The sequence below is a fragment of the Arthrobacter sp. Y3221087 genome, assembly GCF_059089905.1.
In genome coordinates, this window is the sequence record NZ_JBNHFE010000003.1 from 190,694 (window position 1) to 206,085 (window position 15,392).

Below are 15,392 nucleotides of genomic sequence, written 5' to 3' on the forward strand. Positions count from 1 at the left end.
CATTCTTTACCCCGCAGGAAACGAACTCTTCACTCAGGATCGAACAAGGAGGCAGTAGATGGCAGGCGAAACCACCATTACGGTCATCGGTAACCTCACCAATGACCCGGAATTGCGGTTCACACCGTCCGGTTCGGCAGTAGCGAACTTCACCATCGCTTCCACCCCGCGCACCTTTGATCGCCAGTCCAACGAGTGGAAGGACGGGGAAACCCTGTTCCTCCGCGCCGCCGTCTGGCGTGAAGCAGCCGAAAACGTTGCCGAGTCCCTTACCAAGGGCATGCGCGTCATCGTTACCGGCCGTTTGAAGAGCCGTTCCTACGAAACCAAAGAAGGCGAAAAGCGCACCGTTATTGAGCTTGAGGTCGACGAAATCGGCCCCAGCCTGCGCTATGCCAATGCCAAGGTCAACCGCACCCAGCGCTCCGGCGGTCAGGGCGGCGGCTTTGGTGGCGGCAACAGCGGCGGTGGCTTCGGAGGCGGCAACTCTGGTGGAAGCCAGGGCGGCAACTCCGGTGGAGGCTGGGGCGGCGGCAACCAGCAGGCTGCGCAGGATGACCCCTGGGCTACGCCCGGCGTCTCCAACGCGGGCGGCTGGGGCAACGGCCCCGATTCCGAACCTCCCTTCTAACAACCAATAAAGGCCCGACGCCGGGACCGCAGAAAGTGCCTTCGGCACCTGTGCGAATGCCGCCGCCGGACCACCACCATCCCGTGGATCAACATCCACGGGCTCCCTAGAATAGGAGCTCCACGATGGCTAAGGCTGAACTCCGTAAGCCCAAACCAAAGTCCAACCCCTTGAAGGCCGCTGACATCACTGTCATCGACTACAAGGACGTAGCATTGCTGCGCAAGTTCATCTCCGACCGCGGAAAGATCCGCGCCCGTCGCGTCACCGGCGTCACGGTCCAGGAACAGCGCAAGATCGCACAGGCAATCAAGAACGCCCGCGAAGTTGCTCTGCTGCCTTACTCCGGCGCTGGCCGCGGCTAAGGAAGGGATTAACTAACATGGCAAAGCTCATTCTGACCCACGAAGTAACCGGTCTCGGTGCTGCTGGCGACGTTGTCGAGGTCAAGGACGGTTACGCACGTAACTACCTGCTGCCCCGTAACTTCGCCCTGACCTGGTCGAAGGGTGGCGAGAAGCAGGTTGAGTCCATCAAGGCTGCCCGCGCTGCCCGCGAGCACGCTTCCCTGGAAGACGCTCAGAAGCAGGCCGCTGCACTTCAGTCCAAGCCGGTTCAGCTCGTCGTCAAGGCCGGCGAAACCGGACGCCTGTTCGGCACGGTCAAGCAGGCCGACGTCGCCAACGCTGTTGAGGCCGCAGGCCTGGGCAGCATCGACAAGCGCAAGGTTGAACTGCCCGTCCACATCAAGTCGGTCGGTTCCTACCAGGCGAACGTCCGTCTGCACGACGACGTTGCCGCTGTGATTGAACTCGACGTAGTTGCGGGGAAGTAGTCCCTGACTGCACCTGGAGGACCCCCGCCGCCGGATTCCGGCGGTGGGGGTCTTTTGCTTTGTTTCAATGGCTGTGCAGTTCGGCCATGACGTGGCGGTCGCCAGTGCCCTGCCAGCACTGCTGCTAGCATGCAGCGGTGACTATCGAAACCATGCGGCCGCGCCCCTTCCACCAGGTTGATGTCTTCTCTGACCGGGCGTACCGGGGCAATCCGCTGGCCGTTGTCCTTGACGCCGAGGGCCTCACCGGAAGCCAGATGCAGCACTTTGCCAACTGGACCAACCTGTCCGAGACCACCTTCCTGCTGCCCCCGACGGATCCCCGGGCGGACTACCGGGTACGGATCTTCACCGGCAGCGAGGAGTTTCCCTTCGCCGGGCACCCGACGCTGGGCTCGGCCCACGCCTGGCTGGAGGCCGGTGGAGTGCCGAAGTCGCCCGGCAGTTTGGTGCAGGAGTGTGGGGCGGGTTTGGTCCGGATAAAGAACGACGGCGGCCGGCTGGCTTTTGCCGCTCCGCCCCTGACCCGCTTCGGGCCGGTAGATGGACCCACCAGGCAGCAGTTGGCGGCGGCACTGCGCCTGGCGCCCGAAGACATCCTCGATGCTTCCTGGCTGGTGAACGGGCCGGAATGGATCGGCGTGCTGCTGGCTTCTGCAGCCCAGGTGCTTGCGCTGGAGCCCGATCTGGCGCTGATGGGTGATTTGAAGGTGGGCGTGGTGGCGCCGCACCGGCCGGGCGCGGACGTGGACTTTGAAGTCCGTACCTTCATTCCCGGGGACGCCATGGTGGAGGATCCCGTTACCGGCAGCTTCAATGCGGGTGCGGCGCAATGGTTGATCGCCAGTGGCCGGGCAGCGGAGGAATACGTGGCCGCACAGGGGACCGTCCTGGGCCGTGCCGGACGCATCCATGTCACGGCCGGAGGCGGAGAAACCTGGATCGGGGGCAACTCCAGCACCTGCATCCGCGGCTCGGTACTCCTGTAGCCCCGCGGCCAGAAGGGGCTGCGGGAATATGCGCGGAAATCCCACGGTTCACCATTTAGATGCAAATGCATGTATGGTGAATGAACGAAGCAACAGGAGAAATGCCATGGAAACCCGCCGCATCACAGTTCTTTCCGCGGGACTCGGCGTCCCGTCGTCGAGCCGCCTGCTTGCTGACCAGCTGGCAGCTTCGGCCGAGCGGCAGCTCTCGGCGGCCGGCTACGACGTGACGGTGGAGGTCGTGGAACTCCGCGACCTGGCGGTGGACATCGCCAACAACTTCGTGACCGGTTACCCCGCTCCGCGCCTGGCGGAAGTCATTGCGGGCGTGGAAGCATCTGATGGACTGATCGCAGTAAGCCCCGTATTCAGTGCGTCCTACAGTGGCCTGTTCAAGTCATTCATTGACGTTCTTGACCCCAAATCCCTGGACGGCAAGGCGGTCCTGCTGGGCGCCACCGGCGGCAGCGACCGCCACCAGATGGTCCTGGACTACGCCATGCGTCCGCTGTTCAGCTACCTGCGGACGCGGATTGCCGCCACGGGCGTCTTCGCCGGTCCGCAGGACTGGGGAACGGTGGACGACGGCGGCTCCTTCCTCGCGGAGCGGATTGACCGTGCTGCCGGCGAGTTCGCCGGACTGCTGACCGGCACCCAGCCCGGCGGCAAGCCCTCCCCGCTGCAGTCCCTCCCCTTCGAGCAGCTGCTGGCGCGCATTTCGGGCAACCGCTGAAACCGGACGCAGCGAACTTTCAGGGACAGCCGGTCGTTGTGCCGGATATGAAATGCCCTGTGGATTCCGTAGACCTGTTGATGACCGAGCGCAGCGGGGTGGAAATTGACTACTGTCCGCAGTGCCGTGGGGTCTGGCTGGACCGTGGCGAGCTGGACAAGATCCTGGACCGGGCCGCGGACCTGATGCCCGGCACGGCGCCTGCCCGGCCGGCACGCTCCGCCTCAGGCCCCACTCCGCCGCCGCTCTATCCCAACTTCGACCCGGGGCGTGAGCAGCCCCGATATGACGACCGGAGATACGGCAAGCAAGGGTATGACCGGGACTACGACCGCCGGCATAAGAAGAAGGAAGGCTGGCTGGGGGATCTGTTCGATTTCTAGGCCGGAGCCTTATTCGTCGAGCAGTTCGATGAACTCCCGGGCCTGCTTCATGGAGATATCCGAGTGGCGGGTCAATGCCATGGCAGCCGCCTCCGTATCACCGTTCCGTGCCAGGGTGCGGATCCTGCCGTAGATCTCGTCGTTAAGCATGTTGCTGCTGACCTCGCGGGTGACGTCGCCTTTGCTCACAATGGCGCGGTAGCGGTAGGGGAACCGCTGCGGCTCGTCGTCGTCGTCTTCGTCAGGCTCCTGGGCGGCGGCTTCCGGGCTCCGGTAGGGCTGCGGGTGTGCGGCCAGTGCACCCACCGCATCGCGGGAGGCGCGCAATCCGTCGCCGGTGGCCTCGTAGTACAGCTTGATGGCGGCCATGGCCTGCCCCTGGGCGATGAGGGCGTAGAGCCGCCGGTGCTCGTCCTCCGACAGCTTGGCTGCAGCTGCACGGGCAAGCTCGGCGGAGGACGCCGCGGGCTGCGGAGTGGCGGCCGGATGTGCTGCCTTGCGTTTCCCAAAAGCGCGCATGGCAAGAATGACTCCAGCCACTACTGCCAGGAGGATAAGGACAGGGACCACAAGCGATTCCATTGTTCTAAAGCCTTCTATGTGTTTCCTGGCCGGTGCCAGATCTGTTTGCCTGCATCCTGCTGTGCAGCGTTCTGGCCATGGCGCGTCTTCCCCTCCAGCCGGGCACGGGCAGCGGTGGCCGCTTCGACCTGTGCTGCATAGTGCCTGGCCGAACGTTCGGCAAGGTCGCGCTGATATTTTTCCGCGTCGGAGATGCCGGAGTCCCGGGGGCTCAGGGCGGTGAAAAGACCCCAAAGGAGCGCCACCAGGACAATTGCCGGCAGAAGCACCAGCAGCAGTTCGCCCATACCTAGAGCTTATGCCAGATCCACGTTATCCACAGCAATATTCACGCGGGGGCATACAGTGCGGCGAGGAGTTGCGGAAGGGGCCGGGAGGGGAATATGAGAAGCGCCACTTGCTGCCCGTGGCGAGTGTCACTGGAATCGTTTGTTCACCCCGGGCGCAGGCGAAGCGGCGGGGCCTGTGGATGAAATTCCACAGGAGAAATATTTACTCCACAGACTGAACGTAATGTTTTCGCAGGTCAGAGGCGCTTTGGGGGCAAAAGTTTTTTTCTTTCCACAGGGTTTCACACAGGCTGTGCACAAGCTATGCCCCTCAGTGCACAGGTTATCCACAGTCTGCCCGGCCTGCCGGCTTTGCCGCCGGGGCCCGGGGGGCTAGCGTAGCGGAGTACCTGTTGTGAGGGCAGGAAATGGTTCCGGCATTAGGGACGAGAGTCCAAACTGCGGCCAGTAACTGTCCTCAGGAGAGGCCTCTGTGGAAAACCTGTGGACAGTGGGGATAACTCCCAAACACCTGCTTTTCGGGTGGCGGCAGCATTGTCGGACCCCGCCGGTAGAACTGGACAGGTGGCCGGGCACGGACTTTTCCGGGTGAGCCTCAAACAGGACAGTAACCACCGGGCAACCCCTATCCCGGTACAGATGGAGGACGGCAGCTTTGTCAATCGCGCAACTGGACCCGGTAGAGACTACCCGCGGATCAGACTCCAGCCGAAAGCCTCCCCAGGACATCGCCGCCGAGCAGTCGGTTCTTGGCGGCATGATGCTGTCCAAAGATGCCATTGCTGACGTGGTGGAGATCCTCCGGGGCCAGGACTTCTACCGTCCGGCCCACGAAACCATTTACGAAGCCATCATCGACCTCTACGGCCGGGGTGAGCCCGCGGACGCAGTGACTGTCTCGGACGAGCTGACTAAGCGTGGCGAGATCAACAGGATTGGCGGCCCGGCCTACCTCCATGAACTGATCCAGACCGTTCCCACGGCGGCCAATGCCGGGTACTACGCCGAGATCGTGGCAGAACGCGCCGTCCTGCGGCGCCTCGTGAATGCCGGCACCAAGATCGTCCAGCTGGGCTACGGCTCCGATGGCGAGGTGGAGGAGCTGGTCAACCAGGCGCAGGCTGAGGTCTACGCGGTGGCTGAGCGCCGGACGGCCGAGGACTATGTGGTGCTCAAGGACGTCATGGAGTCCACCGTGGACGAGATTGAGGCGTCCGGCCACCGCGGTGAGGGCATGACCGGCGTCCCCACCGGATTCTATGAGCTTGACGAACTCACCCACGGCCTCCACCCCGGGCAGATGATCGTGATCGCTGCCAGGCCCGCCGTCGGTAAGTCCACCTTCGCGCTGGATTTCGCCCGTTCCGCGGCCATCAAGAACAACCTGGCAACGGTCATGTTCTCGCTCGAAATGGGCCGGAACGAGATCGCCATGCGACTCCTCTCGGCCGAAGCCACCATCGGCCTGCAGGACCTCCGAAAGGGGACCATCAAGGACGAGCAGTGGTCCAAGATCGCCACCACGATGGGCCGGATGAACGACGCACCACTTTTCATCGATGACAGCCCCAACATGTCCCTGATGGAAATCCGCGCCAAGTGCCGCCGCCTCAAGCAGCAGCACAACCTCAAGCTCGTCATCCTGGACTACCTGCAGCTCATGAGCTCCGGCAAGAAAGTGGAATCCCGCCAGCAGGAAGTGTCCGAATTCTCGCGTGCCCTCAAGCTGCTCGCCAAGGAACTCGAGGTCCCCGTCATTGCCCTGTCCCAGCTCAACCGTGGGTCTGAACAGCGGCAGGACAAGCGCCCCATGGTTTCGGATCTTCGAGAGTCAGGTTCCATTGAGCAGGATGCCGACATGGTGATCCTGCTCCACCGCGAGGACGTCTACGACAAGGAATCACCGCGCGCCGGCGAAGCGGACATCCTGGTGGCCAAGCACCGTAACGGCCCGACGAAGGACATTGTGGTCGCCTTCCAGGGCCACTACTCGCGGTTCGCGAACATGGCGGCCGACGCCGGCAGCGGCGGCTTCTAGCAAAGGCGTCAGGCCGGAGCGGCCTGCCCGGCATCCTGTCCGGCGAGGCGGCGCGCCTCAGCCTGCTCAAGCAGGTGGTTCGGCAGCCGGTTTCCAGGGGCGGTGCCCCGGATCTCCAGCAGCTCGAGCGCATGCGCGTGCAGCCTCTTGTCTTCCTCGCTGACCGGCACCCACGTGGGGACCGGCACGGAGTTGCCCTCGGCGTCGCGCGCCACCATGACGGTGAGGCAGTAGGTAGTGAGGTTCAGCTCGCCGCCCTTGGGGTCGCCGGACCTGACGTGGACGGCAACGTGCATGCCCTTGGTCCCGGTGTAGACCAGCCGGGCCTCCACCTCCACCACGTGTCCGATCAGCAGCGGCCGGTAGAAGCGCACGCCGCCGGAGAACACCGCCACAGTGTCCCTGCCGCAGTAGCGGGACGCGCAGACATAAGCGGCCTCGTCGATCCACTTCATCACGATGCCGCCGTGGACCTTGCCGCCCCAGTTCACGTCGGTGGGGGCCGCCATGAACCGCAGGGTCACCCGTTCGGCCGTACCGGCATCGGTATATTCCTGCCGGTTCATGGCTTCCACAATCTGTTCACGAACCTTGATGCGGGCCAGGGCGTGGTCGCGCTGCTCGATCTCGGCGGGTGTGGCGGGCTCGAACTGCCGCACGGGAATGGGTTTGCCGTCCTCGCCCACCGCCACGAAGATCACCATGCACTGGCTGCGCATGGTGGCGGGCCCGCCCTTGGGATCCCCGGAGGAAACCACGGTGCGGATATGCATGGAGGACCGGCCGGTGTACACGATGGTGGCTTCCACCTCCACCATATCGCCGCTGTTGACCGGGTCCGCGAAATGGATGTTTCCGACATAGGCGGTGACGCAGTAGGACTTGGCCCAACCCACCGCCGCAGCATAGGCGGCCTTGTCCACCCACTCCAGGACTGTCCCCGCATCCACCGAGCCGCTGTGGCCCACATCCATCGGGGCGGCCTGGAATCGCAGGGTCACGGAGTTCGAAGTGCCGGTCGCAGTCATGGTGCGATCATACTGACGCGCCCGGTTACCGGCGGGTTGGGGGCGAAAAACAACGCTGCCCCGCCCGCCGGAAAGGCGGACGGGGAAGCGTCGCGGAACCCCTAGCCGGCGCGGGTGTACACGATGTCCGGCTGGGCAGGAAGATCCATTCCTTCACCGATGAAGAAGCCCGGGTGCGGCGGCTGGTTGTAGGAGATGTTCTCCCGCGCCACGGACAGGCGGTACACCGGATCGTGCATCAGGGTCCGGAGCCGGATGTCCGTGCCCGCCGTGGTGGTGTAGATCCGCAATTCGGTGCTGTCAGCCGAAGGCCAGGCGATTTCCTCGCGCCAGTCACCCAGCAGGTCGGCCTGGATGGCAGGCGTGCCCTTGGTGCTGTTGTTCGACTTTGCACCTGTTGCGGTCAGCAGCCGCTCGCTTGTTGCGGCCTGCCAGTTCCACTTGGCGATGCTGGGCGTTCCGGTGCTTGTAGTGGCGTCCCAGTCGTGGTCGACGATCTCACGGAGCAGGTCCCCGTCCCACCATGCCAGGAAGTTGGCCGCAGGAATCTTCTCGGCGATCAGCTCACCCCTGGCGGAGCGGAGCTGGCCGACGGCCGAGTTCCACGCGGCGTCCCCGCCAATGGCCCAGCCCTCGGCGCCCGGGTGCCGGGGATCGATGTCGCCCATTGCCGCCCGGCCGGTGTCCTTGACCGCAGGGATGCTCCACAGGACAGCGCCGGTCTTGGAGTCGCGGAAGGTGGCGCCCCGGTTGCCGCTGGATCCCATGTCCTCGTGGGCTGCAAAGGTCTCCAGCCCCGGGCGGTACGGGTCGAAATCGCTGGTGTGGATGGCGTCGCCGTGGCCCAGGCCGGTGGTGTAGAGCGGCTTGCCGTTGTCGTCGATGGTCATGGAACCGAAGACGAACTCGTCCTTGCCGTCCGCGTCCACATCGGCAACGGACATATTGTGGTTGCCCTGTCCGCGGTACTGCGCCCCGCTGGCGTCAGAGTCGAAGATCCAGCGTTTGGTGATCTTGCCGCCCACAAGGTCGTAGGCGGCCAGGACTGCACGGGTGTAATAGCCGCGGCTGAACATCATGGACGGGCGTTCGCCGTCCAGGTAGGCCACGGCACCCAGGAACCGGTCCACGCGGTTGCCGTAGGTATCGCCCCATGCCCCCACATCCCCGCGCGGCGGGTCGTAGGCCACGGTGTCCAACACGGTGCCGGTGGCGCCATGGAAGACGGTGAGGAACTCCGGGCCGGTGAGCACATAGCCGCTGCTGTTCCGGTGGTCGGCGCCGCCGTTGCCGATGACCGTTCCGGCGCCGTCACGCGTTCCGTCCGCGGTCTTCATGGCCACTTCGGCCTTGCCGTCGCCGTCGAAGTCGTACGCCAGGAGCTGGGTGTAGTGCGCCCCGGCACGGATGTTCGGTCCCATGTTGATCCGCCAGAGCCTGGTGCCGTCCATCCGGTAGGCGTCCACGTAGACCGTGCCGGTGTAGCCCGCCTGCGAGTTGTCCTTGGAATTGGACGGGGACCACATCTGGATGATTTCGTACGTGCCGTCCCCGTCCAGGTCCGCGACGCTCGCGTCACCGGCGGAGTAGGTGTAGGGCTGCCCGTCCTTGGTGTAGTCGTCAGCCGGTTTGTCCAGCTTCACGGCAAGGTAGTCCTGCGCCAGCGGCGTGAACTCCGCGGTCAGCTGGTCCCCACCGGCGCCAACGGCCTTGATGGCGTAGCGGGAAGCGGCCGTCCCGGCCGGGTCAAGGAAGGTGGTGCTGTTGCGGATGGGCTCCTCGGTGAGCTGCACGCCATCGCGGATCACGTGGAACCCAATCTGCTCCGGGTCCAGGCCCAGCATGCGCCAGCCCACCCGTACACCGCCCTCGGTCAGGAGTGCCACGGGAGCACGGTCAATCTGCTCCATCTGCCGGTTGACCACCGTGACCTTTTCCGTGCCGATCACGGGGGAGGGGAGCGACTCGCCGCCCTTGTTGACGGTGGTCACCCGGTAGTAGTACCTGATGGTGGTCAGCACGGTGTAGTCCGTGAAGTTCACCTCGGACGCGCGGCCGACGTACTCGAAGGGCCCGTCCGGCGAGGTGGAGCGGTAGATCTGGTAGGCGGCGGCGTCGGCCACCTTCTGCCATTTGAGGGTGACGCTGGTCTTCTCCACTGCCTTGATGTCCACCTTGGCGGTGGCAGCCGGGACCGGGGTGGCCGGATCAACCAGCGCGGTCTCCGCGGTGTTGGAGCGGACCGACTCAAGGCCGGTGCTGTCCAGGGCGGTCACGAAGTACTTGTAGGGGAGCCCCGGGAAGGCGGTTGTGTCCTGGAAGGCCGGAGCCGCCACGTTTTCAGCCACCAACTGGGGCTCGGTCTCGAAGGAGGCCTGCCGGAACACCTTGTAGCTCGTGGCGTCGGCCACCGGATCCCAGGCAAGGTCCACGGTGGCGGGGTCTGCGGCGGCGTTCACTGCAGTGGTGCGCAGGTTGGTGGGCCCGACCAGCAGCGGGGTGACCTCCAGGCCGTTGAGCCGCTGGCCCGAGCCGCTGATGGCCAGGTTCAGCTGCCCGTCAGAGACCAGGACCTGGTTGATGATCTTGGTGGCGGAGGATTCCCTGCCGGAGGATACCTGCCCGAACGGGATGCCTTCGGCAGCAACGTCCGTCCGGGTGGAGCCGATCCAGTCGCTGTGGTACGTCTTCAGGGCGTAGGTGCCGTTGGGGACGTCCAGCCGGAACTCAAAGCTGCTGCCGCTCAGGACGAAGTCCCGGAGGAGGTTGCTGGTCACGGCACCTCGGTCGCGGTCGCTGAGGACGGAGGTGTCCTTGAAGCCGAACGTCCGCTCCGGGGTGTAGGCCATGGTCCGGTTCACCTCGGTGTAGCCTGCTTCCACTGGTGCCCCCACCGGGCCGAAGTCGAACTTGTACTTCGCCTTTTTGGTGGTCAGGGCCAGTGCGTCGCTGGGCTCGGACAGGCCCTTGCCGTTCATCGCGGCCACCCGGACGCTGTAGGCCGTGCCTTCGGCAAGTCCGGCCAGGTTGGCGGTGGGAACGGTGGCGGTGGTGGTGAGCTTGTACGAGCTGTCGGGTTCGTCGGCCAGCTTGCGGTACACCTTGTAGATGTCGGCACCTTCCACCGGCTGCCACTTGAGCAGTGCCCCGGCATTGGAGATGCTTCCCGCCACCAGTCCCTGCGGCTTCGCGGGAACGGACGACGGCGGCGCCACCTCCCGGACGCGCGTGGCCAGGGGCAGGTTCAGGCTCTTCACGCCGCCTGCCACCAGGCGGGCGATCTGGATGGCGCCATATTCCTGGAAGTGAGTGTTGTCCACAGTGCCGGTGGGCCGGTTGGGGTATACGCCGGCATCAACATGGAGGAAGACGGACTTGGTGTCCTCGGGGCCGATCTGGTCGTAGTACGCACGGCTTGAGGCGGAGAGGTCCACCAGGGCCACGTTTTCCTCGGCCGCAAGCTCCTGCATCTTGGCAACGTATTCGGGGAAGCTGACGCGGAACTTGCCCGTGGCCTCGTCGTAGTCGCGGCGGCCCACCGGCGTCACCAGGATGGGGGTTGCACCGCGCTGGCGGGCGCCATGGACGTAGGTGCGGAGGTATTCCTTGTAGTCGGCGGGAGACGCATACCGGTCATCCACGCCGATGGTGGCGTCATTGTGGCCGAACTGGACCATCAGGTAGTCGCCGGGGTTGATGACGCGGAGGATTTCGTCCAGGCGTCCCTGGCTGATGAAGTTCTTCGAGCTCCTGCCGCCGATGGCGTGGTTGCGGAAGGTCACGGCGCCGTCGAAGTAGCGGTCGATCATCTGGCCCCAGCCCGCCTGCGGGACGTAGCCGGGATCGTAGGTCTGGACCGTTGAGTCGCCGGCAAGGTAGACGCCAGGATCGCTGGTGGCGGTGCGGGGGGCCCGCGCGGCGATGACCAGCGAGTTGATTTTGGCCGCGGTGCCGCTGAAGTCGAGGTTCAGCTGGCCGTCCACCAGTGAAATGGGGAACTCCATCTCCAGGTACTGGCCGGCAGGCTTGTCCGTGAGCTGGACCTTGGCCATTTTCTCCGCTGTGATGGCGATGTTGGTTGCTTCCACGGCGTCGCCGGCTATCAGTTTGACCGTGTAATCGCCGTTCGGAATGTCCACGAGGAAGGTGCTGCCCTGGGCCTGCACGAAGTCGGAACGGAGGGCGTCGCCAGTGCCGCGGTCCGCGCCGGAGGTGGCGGCAGTGTCCGCAAAGCCGAACTTTCCTGCTGCGGAGTACTGCGTGCCGGCATCCACATGCGTATAGCCGGCCGCCGTTGCCCCGGGACCGAAGTCGAACTTGAACCCGCTTCCCACAGGCGGCAGGGCGGTGTTCGCATGGACAGGGGGAAGGCCGGTGAAGGCTATGGCAGCCGAGGCGATGGCTGCGGTGGCGGCCTTGGCGCCGGAAGCGGCAAGGCGTCGTCGCCGTGGCGGGCCTTCCAGGGTTTGGAGGATAGGTTGCGGGGGTTGGTTCACGGACATCTCCTTCGATGAGCGGTAGCAACGCAGCCCGGTCGGTTGGAACGATTCAAAAGCAGTGCGCTCCAGAGGGTGCACGTTGCATTTGAGGGTGGATCCCGAAGGGGGAGCCGGGGTAAAGAGGCTGAGACCTGGGTGCGGGTGATGCAGCTCGCACGCTGCACTCACCATGGTCTATCAGCTTGCCGCGCGGCAAGGCAAGCGTTTTCCCGATCTTTCCCGCGCGAAAAGTGATATTTGCTGTTCGAACTTGTTGGCCAATGATGCCCGGCTTGGTGGTTAAATGCCCGACGGCGGCCGAGGCACCTGGGTGCGCGGCCGCCGTCGGGCGTTAGCCTTCCTGGTTCCTATTTAGGCGAGGACGGCCAGCCTGGAGTTGTTGCGGCCGAAGAGGGCCCGGTCCACCGAGAGGCGGCCGGCGCCGGTAAGCGCCAGCGCGAAGGCTGCCGCTGCCAACAGCAGCACCAGTTCGTAGCCGCCGTTCGCAGCGAAGACACCTGCGGAGGCGTGGACCAGGAAGAGGGCGCCGAGCATGTCGAGGGCCAGAAGTACGGCTATGACCCGGGTGAGGATGCCCAGGATGAGGGCAATGCCGCCGGCGAGTTCGAGGACGGCTACCGCCGGGGCCGCGATCTCCGCTGCGGGCACGCCCATCTTGGCGAAGGAGGCCTGGGTGCCGGCGATGGTCCACTCGGAGAACTTCTGCCAGCCGTGGGCTGCAAAGAGGAAGCTGAGGACGATGCGCAGGGCGGTGAGGGCGGTGGTGGTAAGTCGGGACTGGTTCATGTCTTCCAGTCTTCAGCAGAAATAGTTGAACTGTCAACTATCCTGCCTGAAGTGTGAACTTTGTCATGAATGTCTATCCCAAGGCGCGGCTAGGGGTCTCCCCGTTAAGCTGGCACGGTGCCCCAACCATCAACCCCCCTTCGCGTGGCAGCCCGCCGGAGCCACGGCCGGGAAATCCTGCGCCTCGCCGTCCCCGCCTTCGGCGCGCTGGTGGCCGAACCCCTGTTCCTGCTCGCGGACTCGGCCATCGTGGGGCACCTGGGGGTGGAGCAGCTGGCCGGGGTCGGACTGGCATCGGCGGTGCTGCACACCGCCGTCGGGCTCATGGTGTTCCTGGCCTACTCAACAACCCCGGCGGTGGCACGTGCCATCGGCGAGGGGCAGCTGGGTAAGGCCCTGGCGGCGGGGCGCGACGGCGTCTGGCTGGCACTGCTGCTAGGCGTCGTCCTTGCGGTGGCCGGCTTCGCGGCAGCTGAGCCGCTGATCGGGCTGATGGGCGCGGAGGGGGAAGTCCGCACCTTCGCCGTGGACTACCTGCGCTGGTCCATGCCGGGACTGGTGGCCATGCTCCTGGTCTTTGCCGGGACCGGGGTCCTCCGTGGCCTGCAGGACACGCGGACGCCGCTGGTGGTTGCCACCGCCGGCTTCGGAATAAACATTGTCCTGAACCTGTGGCTGGTTTACGGTCTCGGCTTGTCGGTCACCGGCTCCGCGGTCGGGACCAGCCTGGCGCAGTGGGCCATGGCCTGCGTGTATGTGTCAATGGTCCGGCGCAACGCCGTCCGCCACGGCGTCAGCCTCCTCCCCAGCTGGCGGGGGATCCGGAGCATGAGCAGGGTGGGGTCGTGGCTCATGCTGCGCACCCTGAGCCTGCGCGCAGCCATCCTGGTGACGGTGCTGGTGGTGACCGGGCAGGGTGCCGTGAACCTTGCAGCGCACCAGCTGGCGATGACAATCTTTTCGTTCCTGGCTTTTGCCCTGGATGCGCTGGCAATTGCCGCCCAGGCGCTGATCGGCAAGGAGTTGGGGGCCTCCAATGCCGCCAAGGCGCGCGCGCTTACGCGGACGATGATCCGCTGGGGCATCAGCTTCGGCGTGCTGACCGGCCTGCTGCTGGCGGCGGCGGCGCCCTGGGTGGGGGCACTCTTTACGGCCGACCGGGAGGTGCAGTCCGTCCTGGCTGTTGCCCTGTGGATCCTTGCCGCAGGCCAGCCCGTTGCCGGGTATGTCTTCGTCCTGGACGGTGTGCTGATTGGCGCCGGGGATGCCAGGTACCTGGCGCTGGCCGGACTGGTGAACCTCGCCGTCTATCTGCCCCTGCTGGCCGCCGTCGCCTGGTCCGGCGCCGCCGGGGCGGCGGGCCTGGGCTGGCTTTGGGCCGCCTTCGCGGTGGGTTATATGGCCGCCCGGGCAGTGACTTTGGGCCTCCGCGCCGCGGCGGACCGGTGGATGGTCCTGGGCTCGGCCTGACTGTTGCGCCCACCCCTCGATACACGGCGAAGCGCTCCCCACTAAACTGGTCCGGTGACGCAACCACTTACCCCCGCAGGCGCCGCTCCCAAAGCCGCTCCCCGGTCCGACCTCTGGAAGCCGGTCCTGCTCCGCTCGGCGGCTGCACTGGTGTTCGGTGCCGTGACCATCTTCTGGCCCTCGCCCTCCATTGAAGTCATGGGCTGGGCCGGCGGGTTGTACCTGCTGGCCACGGGCGTGGTAACCCTTTGGGGTGCGCCGGCCACGGGTTTCCCGCGGGAGTCCGTGCCCGGCAAACTGCTCTCCGCCGCGGGCTCGGTGCTGACCGGCGCCGGTTTCGCGCTGGTGCTGCTGCACGGCGACCTGCTGTTCGCCGTCGTAGCGGCCCTTGGCCTGGGCGCCGCCGGGGCGCTTGAGCTGTGGTGCGGCCTCCGCCACCGCGGCAGGCACGTCCTGGCCCGGGACTGGATCGCGTCCGGCATTATTGGCCTCGGAACCGCCGCCGTCCTGCCCTTCTTCATCAGCCTTGGCGCCCACGCCCTGCTGGGGGTGGCAGGTGGCGGCGCCATCATTTCCGGCGTGTTGTGGGTGCTCTCCGGCCTGACGCTCCGGCACGATGCCCGGACCGGCGCCCGCAAGCCGTAAACTAGGAGGGCGCGGTTCTACTTCTCGTAGAAAATTGGGCCGGGCGCACCAGCACATCACCTAAACCAGGACGGCCGGCATGCCGCCTGCAGGGAGGACTTACAGTGGCAGACCAGCATCCAGGAAAACCGCGCAGGCTGCGGACCTCGGTGAAGGGGCCGCTGATGTTCTCCGCGTTCTGGGCCGTCGTCACCTTCATGGCGGTACTGATCTTCGCCTCAGGAGGCAGTGCCAAGACGCCCCGCTTCGACCTCGCGTTCACCGGCGCCGGCATCGCCTTCATCGTCACCCTGGTCATCGCGGCCATGCTTTCAATGAGCTACAAGGAAAACGCCGAGCACCTGGGCAAGGGATCCGGCATCAACCTCAGCTCAGCCAAGAAGTCCTCCCATGGCTTCGGCGCTCCGGGTGCCTCCAATCCGCCCGCTTCCGACGCCGGCCCTGAAGGACCAGCGGAGCGCTGACCCGCCTGCGGGCAGGCTT

The 15,392-nt window shown here is 65.5% G+C and carries 15 protein-coding genes; 10 read left to right on the forward strand and 5 right to left on the reverse strand.

Going from position 1 to position 15,392, the window contains the following annotated elements; genetic code table 11:
• The first annotated feature begins 58 nt into the window (after positions 1-58).
• The 6 genes from AC5RUO_RS12700 (at position 59) to AC5RUO_RS12725 (ending at position 3,571) form a co-directional block, all read left to right on the forward strand.
• The gene (locus tag AC5RUO_RS12700) at positions 59-631 is read left to right on the forward strand and encodes a single-stranded DNA-binding protein (RefSeq protein ID WP_009357084.1); all 573 of its coding nucleotides are present in this window, start codon (positions 59-61) and stop codon (positions 629-631) included.
• A 125-nt stretch (positions 632-756) separates the two neighbouring features.
• Positions 757-996: a 30S ribosomal protein S18 gene (rpsR, locus tag AC5RUO_RS12705; protein WP_003800144.1), complete on the forward strand. Its 240-nt coding sequence runs from the start codon at positions 757-759 to the stop codon at positions 994-996.
• 17 nt (positions 997-1,013) lie between these two features.
• The gene (gene rplI / locus AC5RUO_RS12710; protein ID WP_009357083.1) at positions 1,014-1,466 is read left to right on the forward strand and encodes a 50S ribosomal protein L9; all 453 of its coding nucleotides are present in this window, start codon (positions 1,014-1,016) and stop codon (positions 1,464-1,466) included.
• A gap of 137 nt (positions 1,467-1,603) precedes the next feature.
• A complete protein-coding gene (locus tag AC5RUO_RS12715) occupies positions 1,604-2,455 on the forward strand; it encodes a PhzF family phenazine biosynthesis protein (RefSeq protein ID WP_494103712.1) in 852 nt (283 codons plus the stop codon).
• Positions 2,456-2,561: 106 nt separating this feature from the next.
• Positions 2,562-3,188, forward strand: coding sequence for an FMN reductase (locus tag AC5RUO_RS12720; RefSeq protein ID WP_494103713.1), 627 nt, complete (start codon positions 2,562-2,564; stop codon positions 3,186-3,188).
• 59 nt (positions 3,189-3,247) lie between these two features.
• On the forward strand, positions 3,248-3,571 hold the full coding sequence (locus AC5RUO_RS12725; protein ID WP_494103714.1) for a TFIIB-type zinc ribbon-containing protein: 324 nt from the start codon (positions 3,248-3,250) through the stop codon (positions 3,569-3,571).
• A gap of 9 nt (positions 3,572-3,580) precedes the next feature.
• Here AC5RUO_RS12725 and AC5RUO_RS12730 read toward each other — a convergent pair whose 3' ends face one another.
• Both AC5RUO_RS12730 and AC5RUO_RS12735 read right to left on the reverse strand, forming a co-directional pair.
• A complete protein-coding gene (locus AC5RUO_RS12730; protein WP_494103715.1) occupies positions 3,581-4,153 on the reverse strand; it encodes a hypothetical protein in 573 nt (190 codons plus the stop codon).
• A 14-nt stretch (positions 4,154-4,167) separates the two neighbouring features.
• A complete protein-coding gene (locus tag AC5RUO_RS12735; protein WP_494011442.1) occupies positions 4,168-4,440 on the reverse strand; it encodes a hypothetical protein in 273 nt (90 codons plus the stop codon).
• A 658-nt stretch (positions 4,441-5,098) separates the two neighbouring features.
• Here AC5RUO_RS12735 and dnaB point away from each other — a divergent pair.
• Positions 5,099-6,481 carry a replicative DNA helicase gene (gene dnaB / locus AC5RUO_RS12740; RefSeq protein WP_494103716.1) on the forward strand — a complete coding sequence of 461 codons (1,383 nt, stop codon included), beginning with the start codon at positions 5,099-5,101 and terminating at the stop codon, positions 6,479-6,481.
• Positions 6,482-6,489: 8 nt separating this feature from the next.
• On the opposite strand, the gene AC5RUO_RS12745 is transcribed toward dnaB, so the two are convergent.
• The 3 genes from AC5RUO_RS12745 to AC5RUO_RS12755 form a co-directional block, all read right to left on the reverse strand.
• A complete protein-coding gene (locus AC5RUO_RS12745; protein WP_494103717.1) occupies positions 6,490-7,509 on the reverse strand; it encodes an acyl-CoA thioesterase in 1,020 nt (339 codons plus the stop codon).
• A gap of 101 nt (positions 7,510-7,610) precedes the next feature.
• Positions 7,611-12,005 (reverse strand): rhamnogalacturonan lyase family protein, encoded by a 4,395-nt coding sequence (locus AC5RUO_RS12750; protein WP_494103718.1) that lies wholly within the window; start codon positions 12,003-12,005, stop codon positions 7,611-7,613.
• Between the two features lie 354 nt (positions 12,006-12,359).
• A complete protein-coding gene (locus AC5RUO_RS12755) occupies positions 12,360-12,794 on the reverse strand; it encodes a DoxX family protein (protein WP_494103719.1) in 435 nt (144 codons plus the stop codon).
• 117 nt (positions 12,795-12,911) lie between these two features.
• Here AC5RUO_RS12755 and AC5RUO_RS12760 point away from each other — a divergent pair, with 117 nt between their 5' ends.
• The 3 genes from AC5RUO_RS12760 (at position 12,912) to AC5RUO_RS12770 (ending at position 15,373) form a co-directional block, all read left to right on the forward strand.
• Entirely contained in the window at positions 12,912-14,264 is a 1,353-nt protein-coding gene (locus tag AC5RUO_RS12760; RefSeq protein ID WP_494103720.1) for an MATE family efflux transporter, read from the forward strand.
• 54 nt (positions 14,265-14,318) lie between these two features.
• Positions 14,319-14,909 carry a DUF308 domain-containing protein gene (locus AC5RUO_RS12765; RefSeq protein ID WP_494011447.1) on the forward strand — a complete coding sequence of 197 codons (591 nt, stop codon included), beginning with the start codon at positions 14,319-14,321 and terminating at the stop codon, positions 14,907-14,909.
• 104 nt (positions 14,910-15,013) lie between these two features.
• On the forward strand, positions 15,014-15,373 hold the full coding sequence (locus AC5RUO_RS12770; RefSeq protein ID WP_494011448.1) for a hypothetical protein: 360 nt from the start codon (positions 15,014-15,016) through the stop codon (positions 15,371-15,373).
• The last annotated feature ends 19 nt before the right edge of the window (positions 15,374-15,392 follow it).

Coding starts and splice junctions, on each gene's coding strand:
- AC5RUO_RS12700 (WP_009357084.1), top strand. CDS start 59: ATGGCAGGCGAAACCACCATTACGGTCATCGGTAACCTCACCAATGAC.
- rpsR (WP_003800144.1), top strand. CDS start 757: ATGGCTAAGGCTGAACTCCGTAAGCCCAAACCAAAGTCCAACCCCTTG.
- rplI (WP_009357083.1), top strand. CDS start 1,014: ATGGCAAAGCTCATTCTGACCCACGAAGTAACCGGTCTCGGTGCTGCT.
- AC5RUO_RS12720 (WP_494103713.1), top strand. CDS start 2,562: ATGGAAACCCGCCGCATCACAGTTCTTTCCGCGGGACTCGGCGTCCCG.
- AC5RUO_RS12730 (WP_494103715.1), bottom strand. CDS start 4,153: ATGGAATCGCTTGTGGTCCCTGTCCTTATCCTCCTGGCAGTAGTGGCT.
- AC5RUO_RS12735 (WP_494011442.1), bottom strand. CDS start 4,440: ATGGGCGAACTGCTGCTGGTGCTTCTGCCGGCAATTGTCCTGGTGGCG.
- AC5RUO_RS12745 (WP_494103717.1), bottom strand. CDS start 7,509: ATGACTGCGACCGGCACTTCGAACTCCGTGACCCTGCGATTCCAGGCC.
- AC5RUO_RS12755 (WP_494103719.1), bottom strand. CDS start 12,794: ATGAACCAGTCCCGACTTACCACCACCGCCCTCACCGCCCTGCGCATC.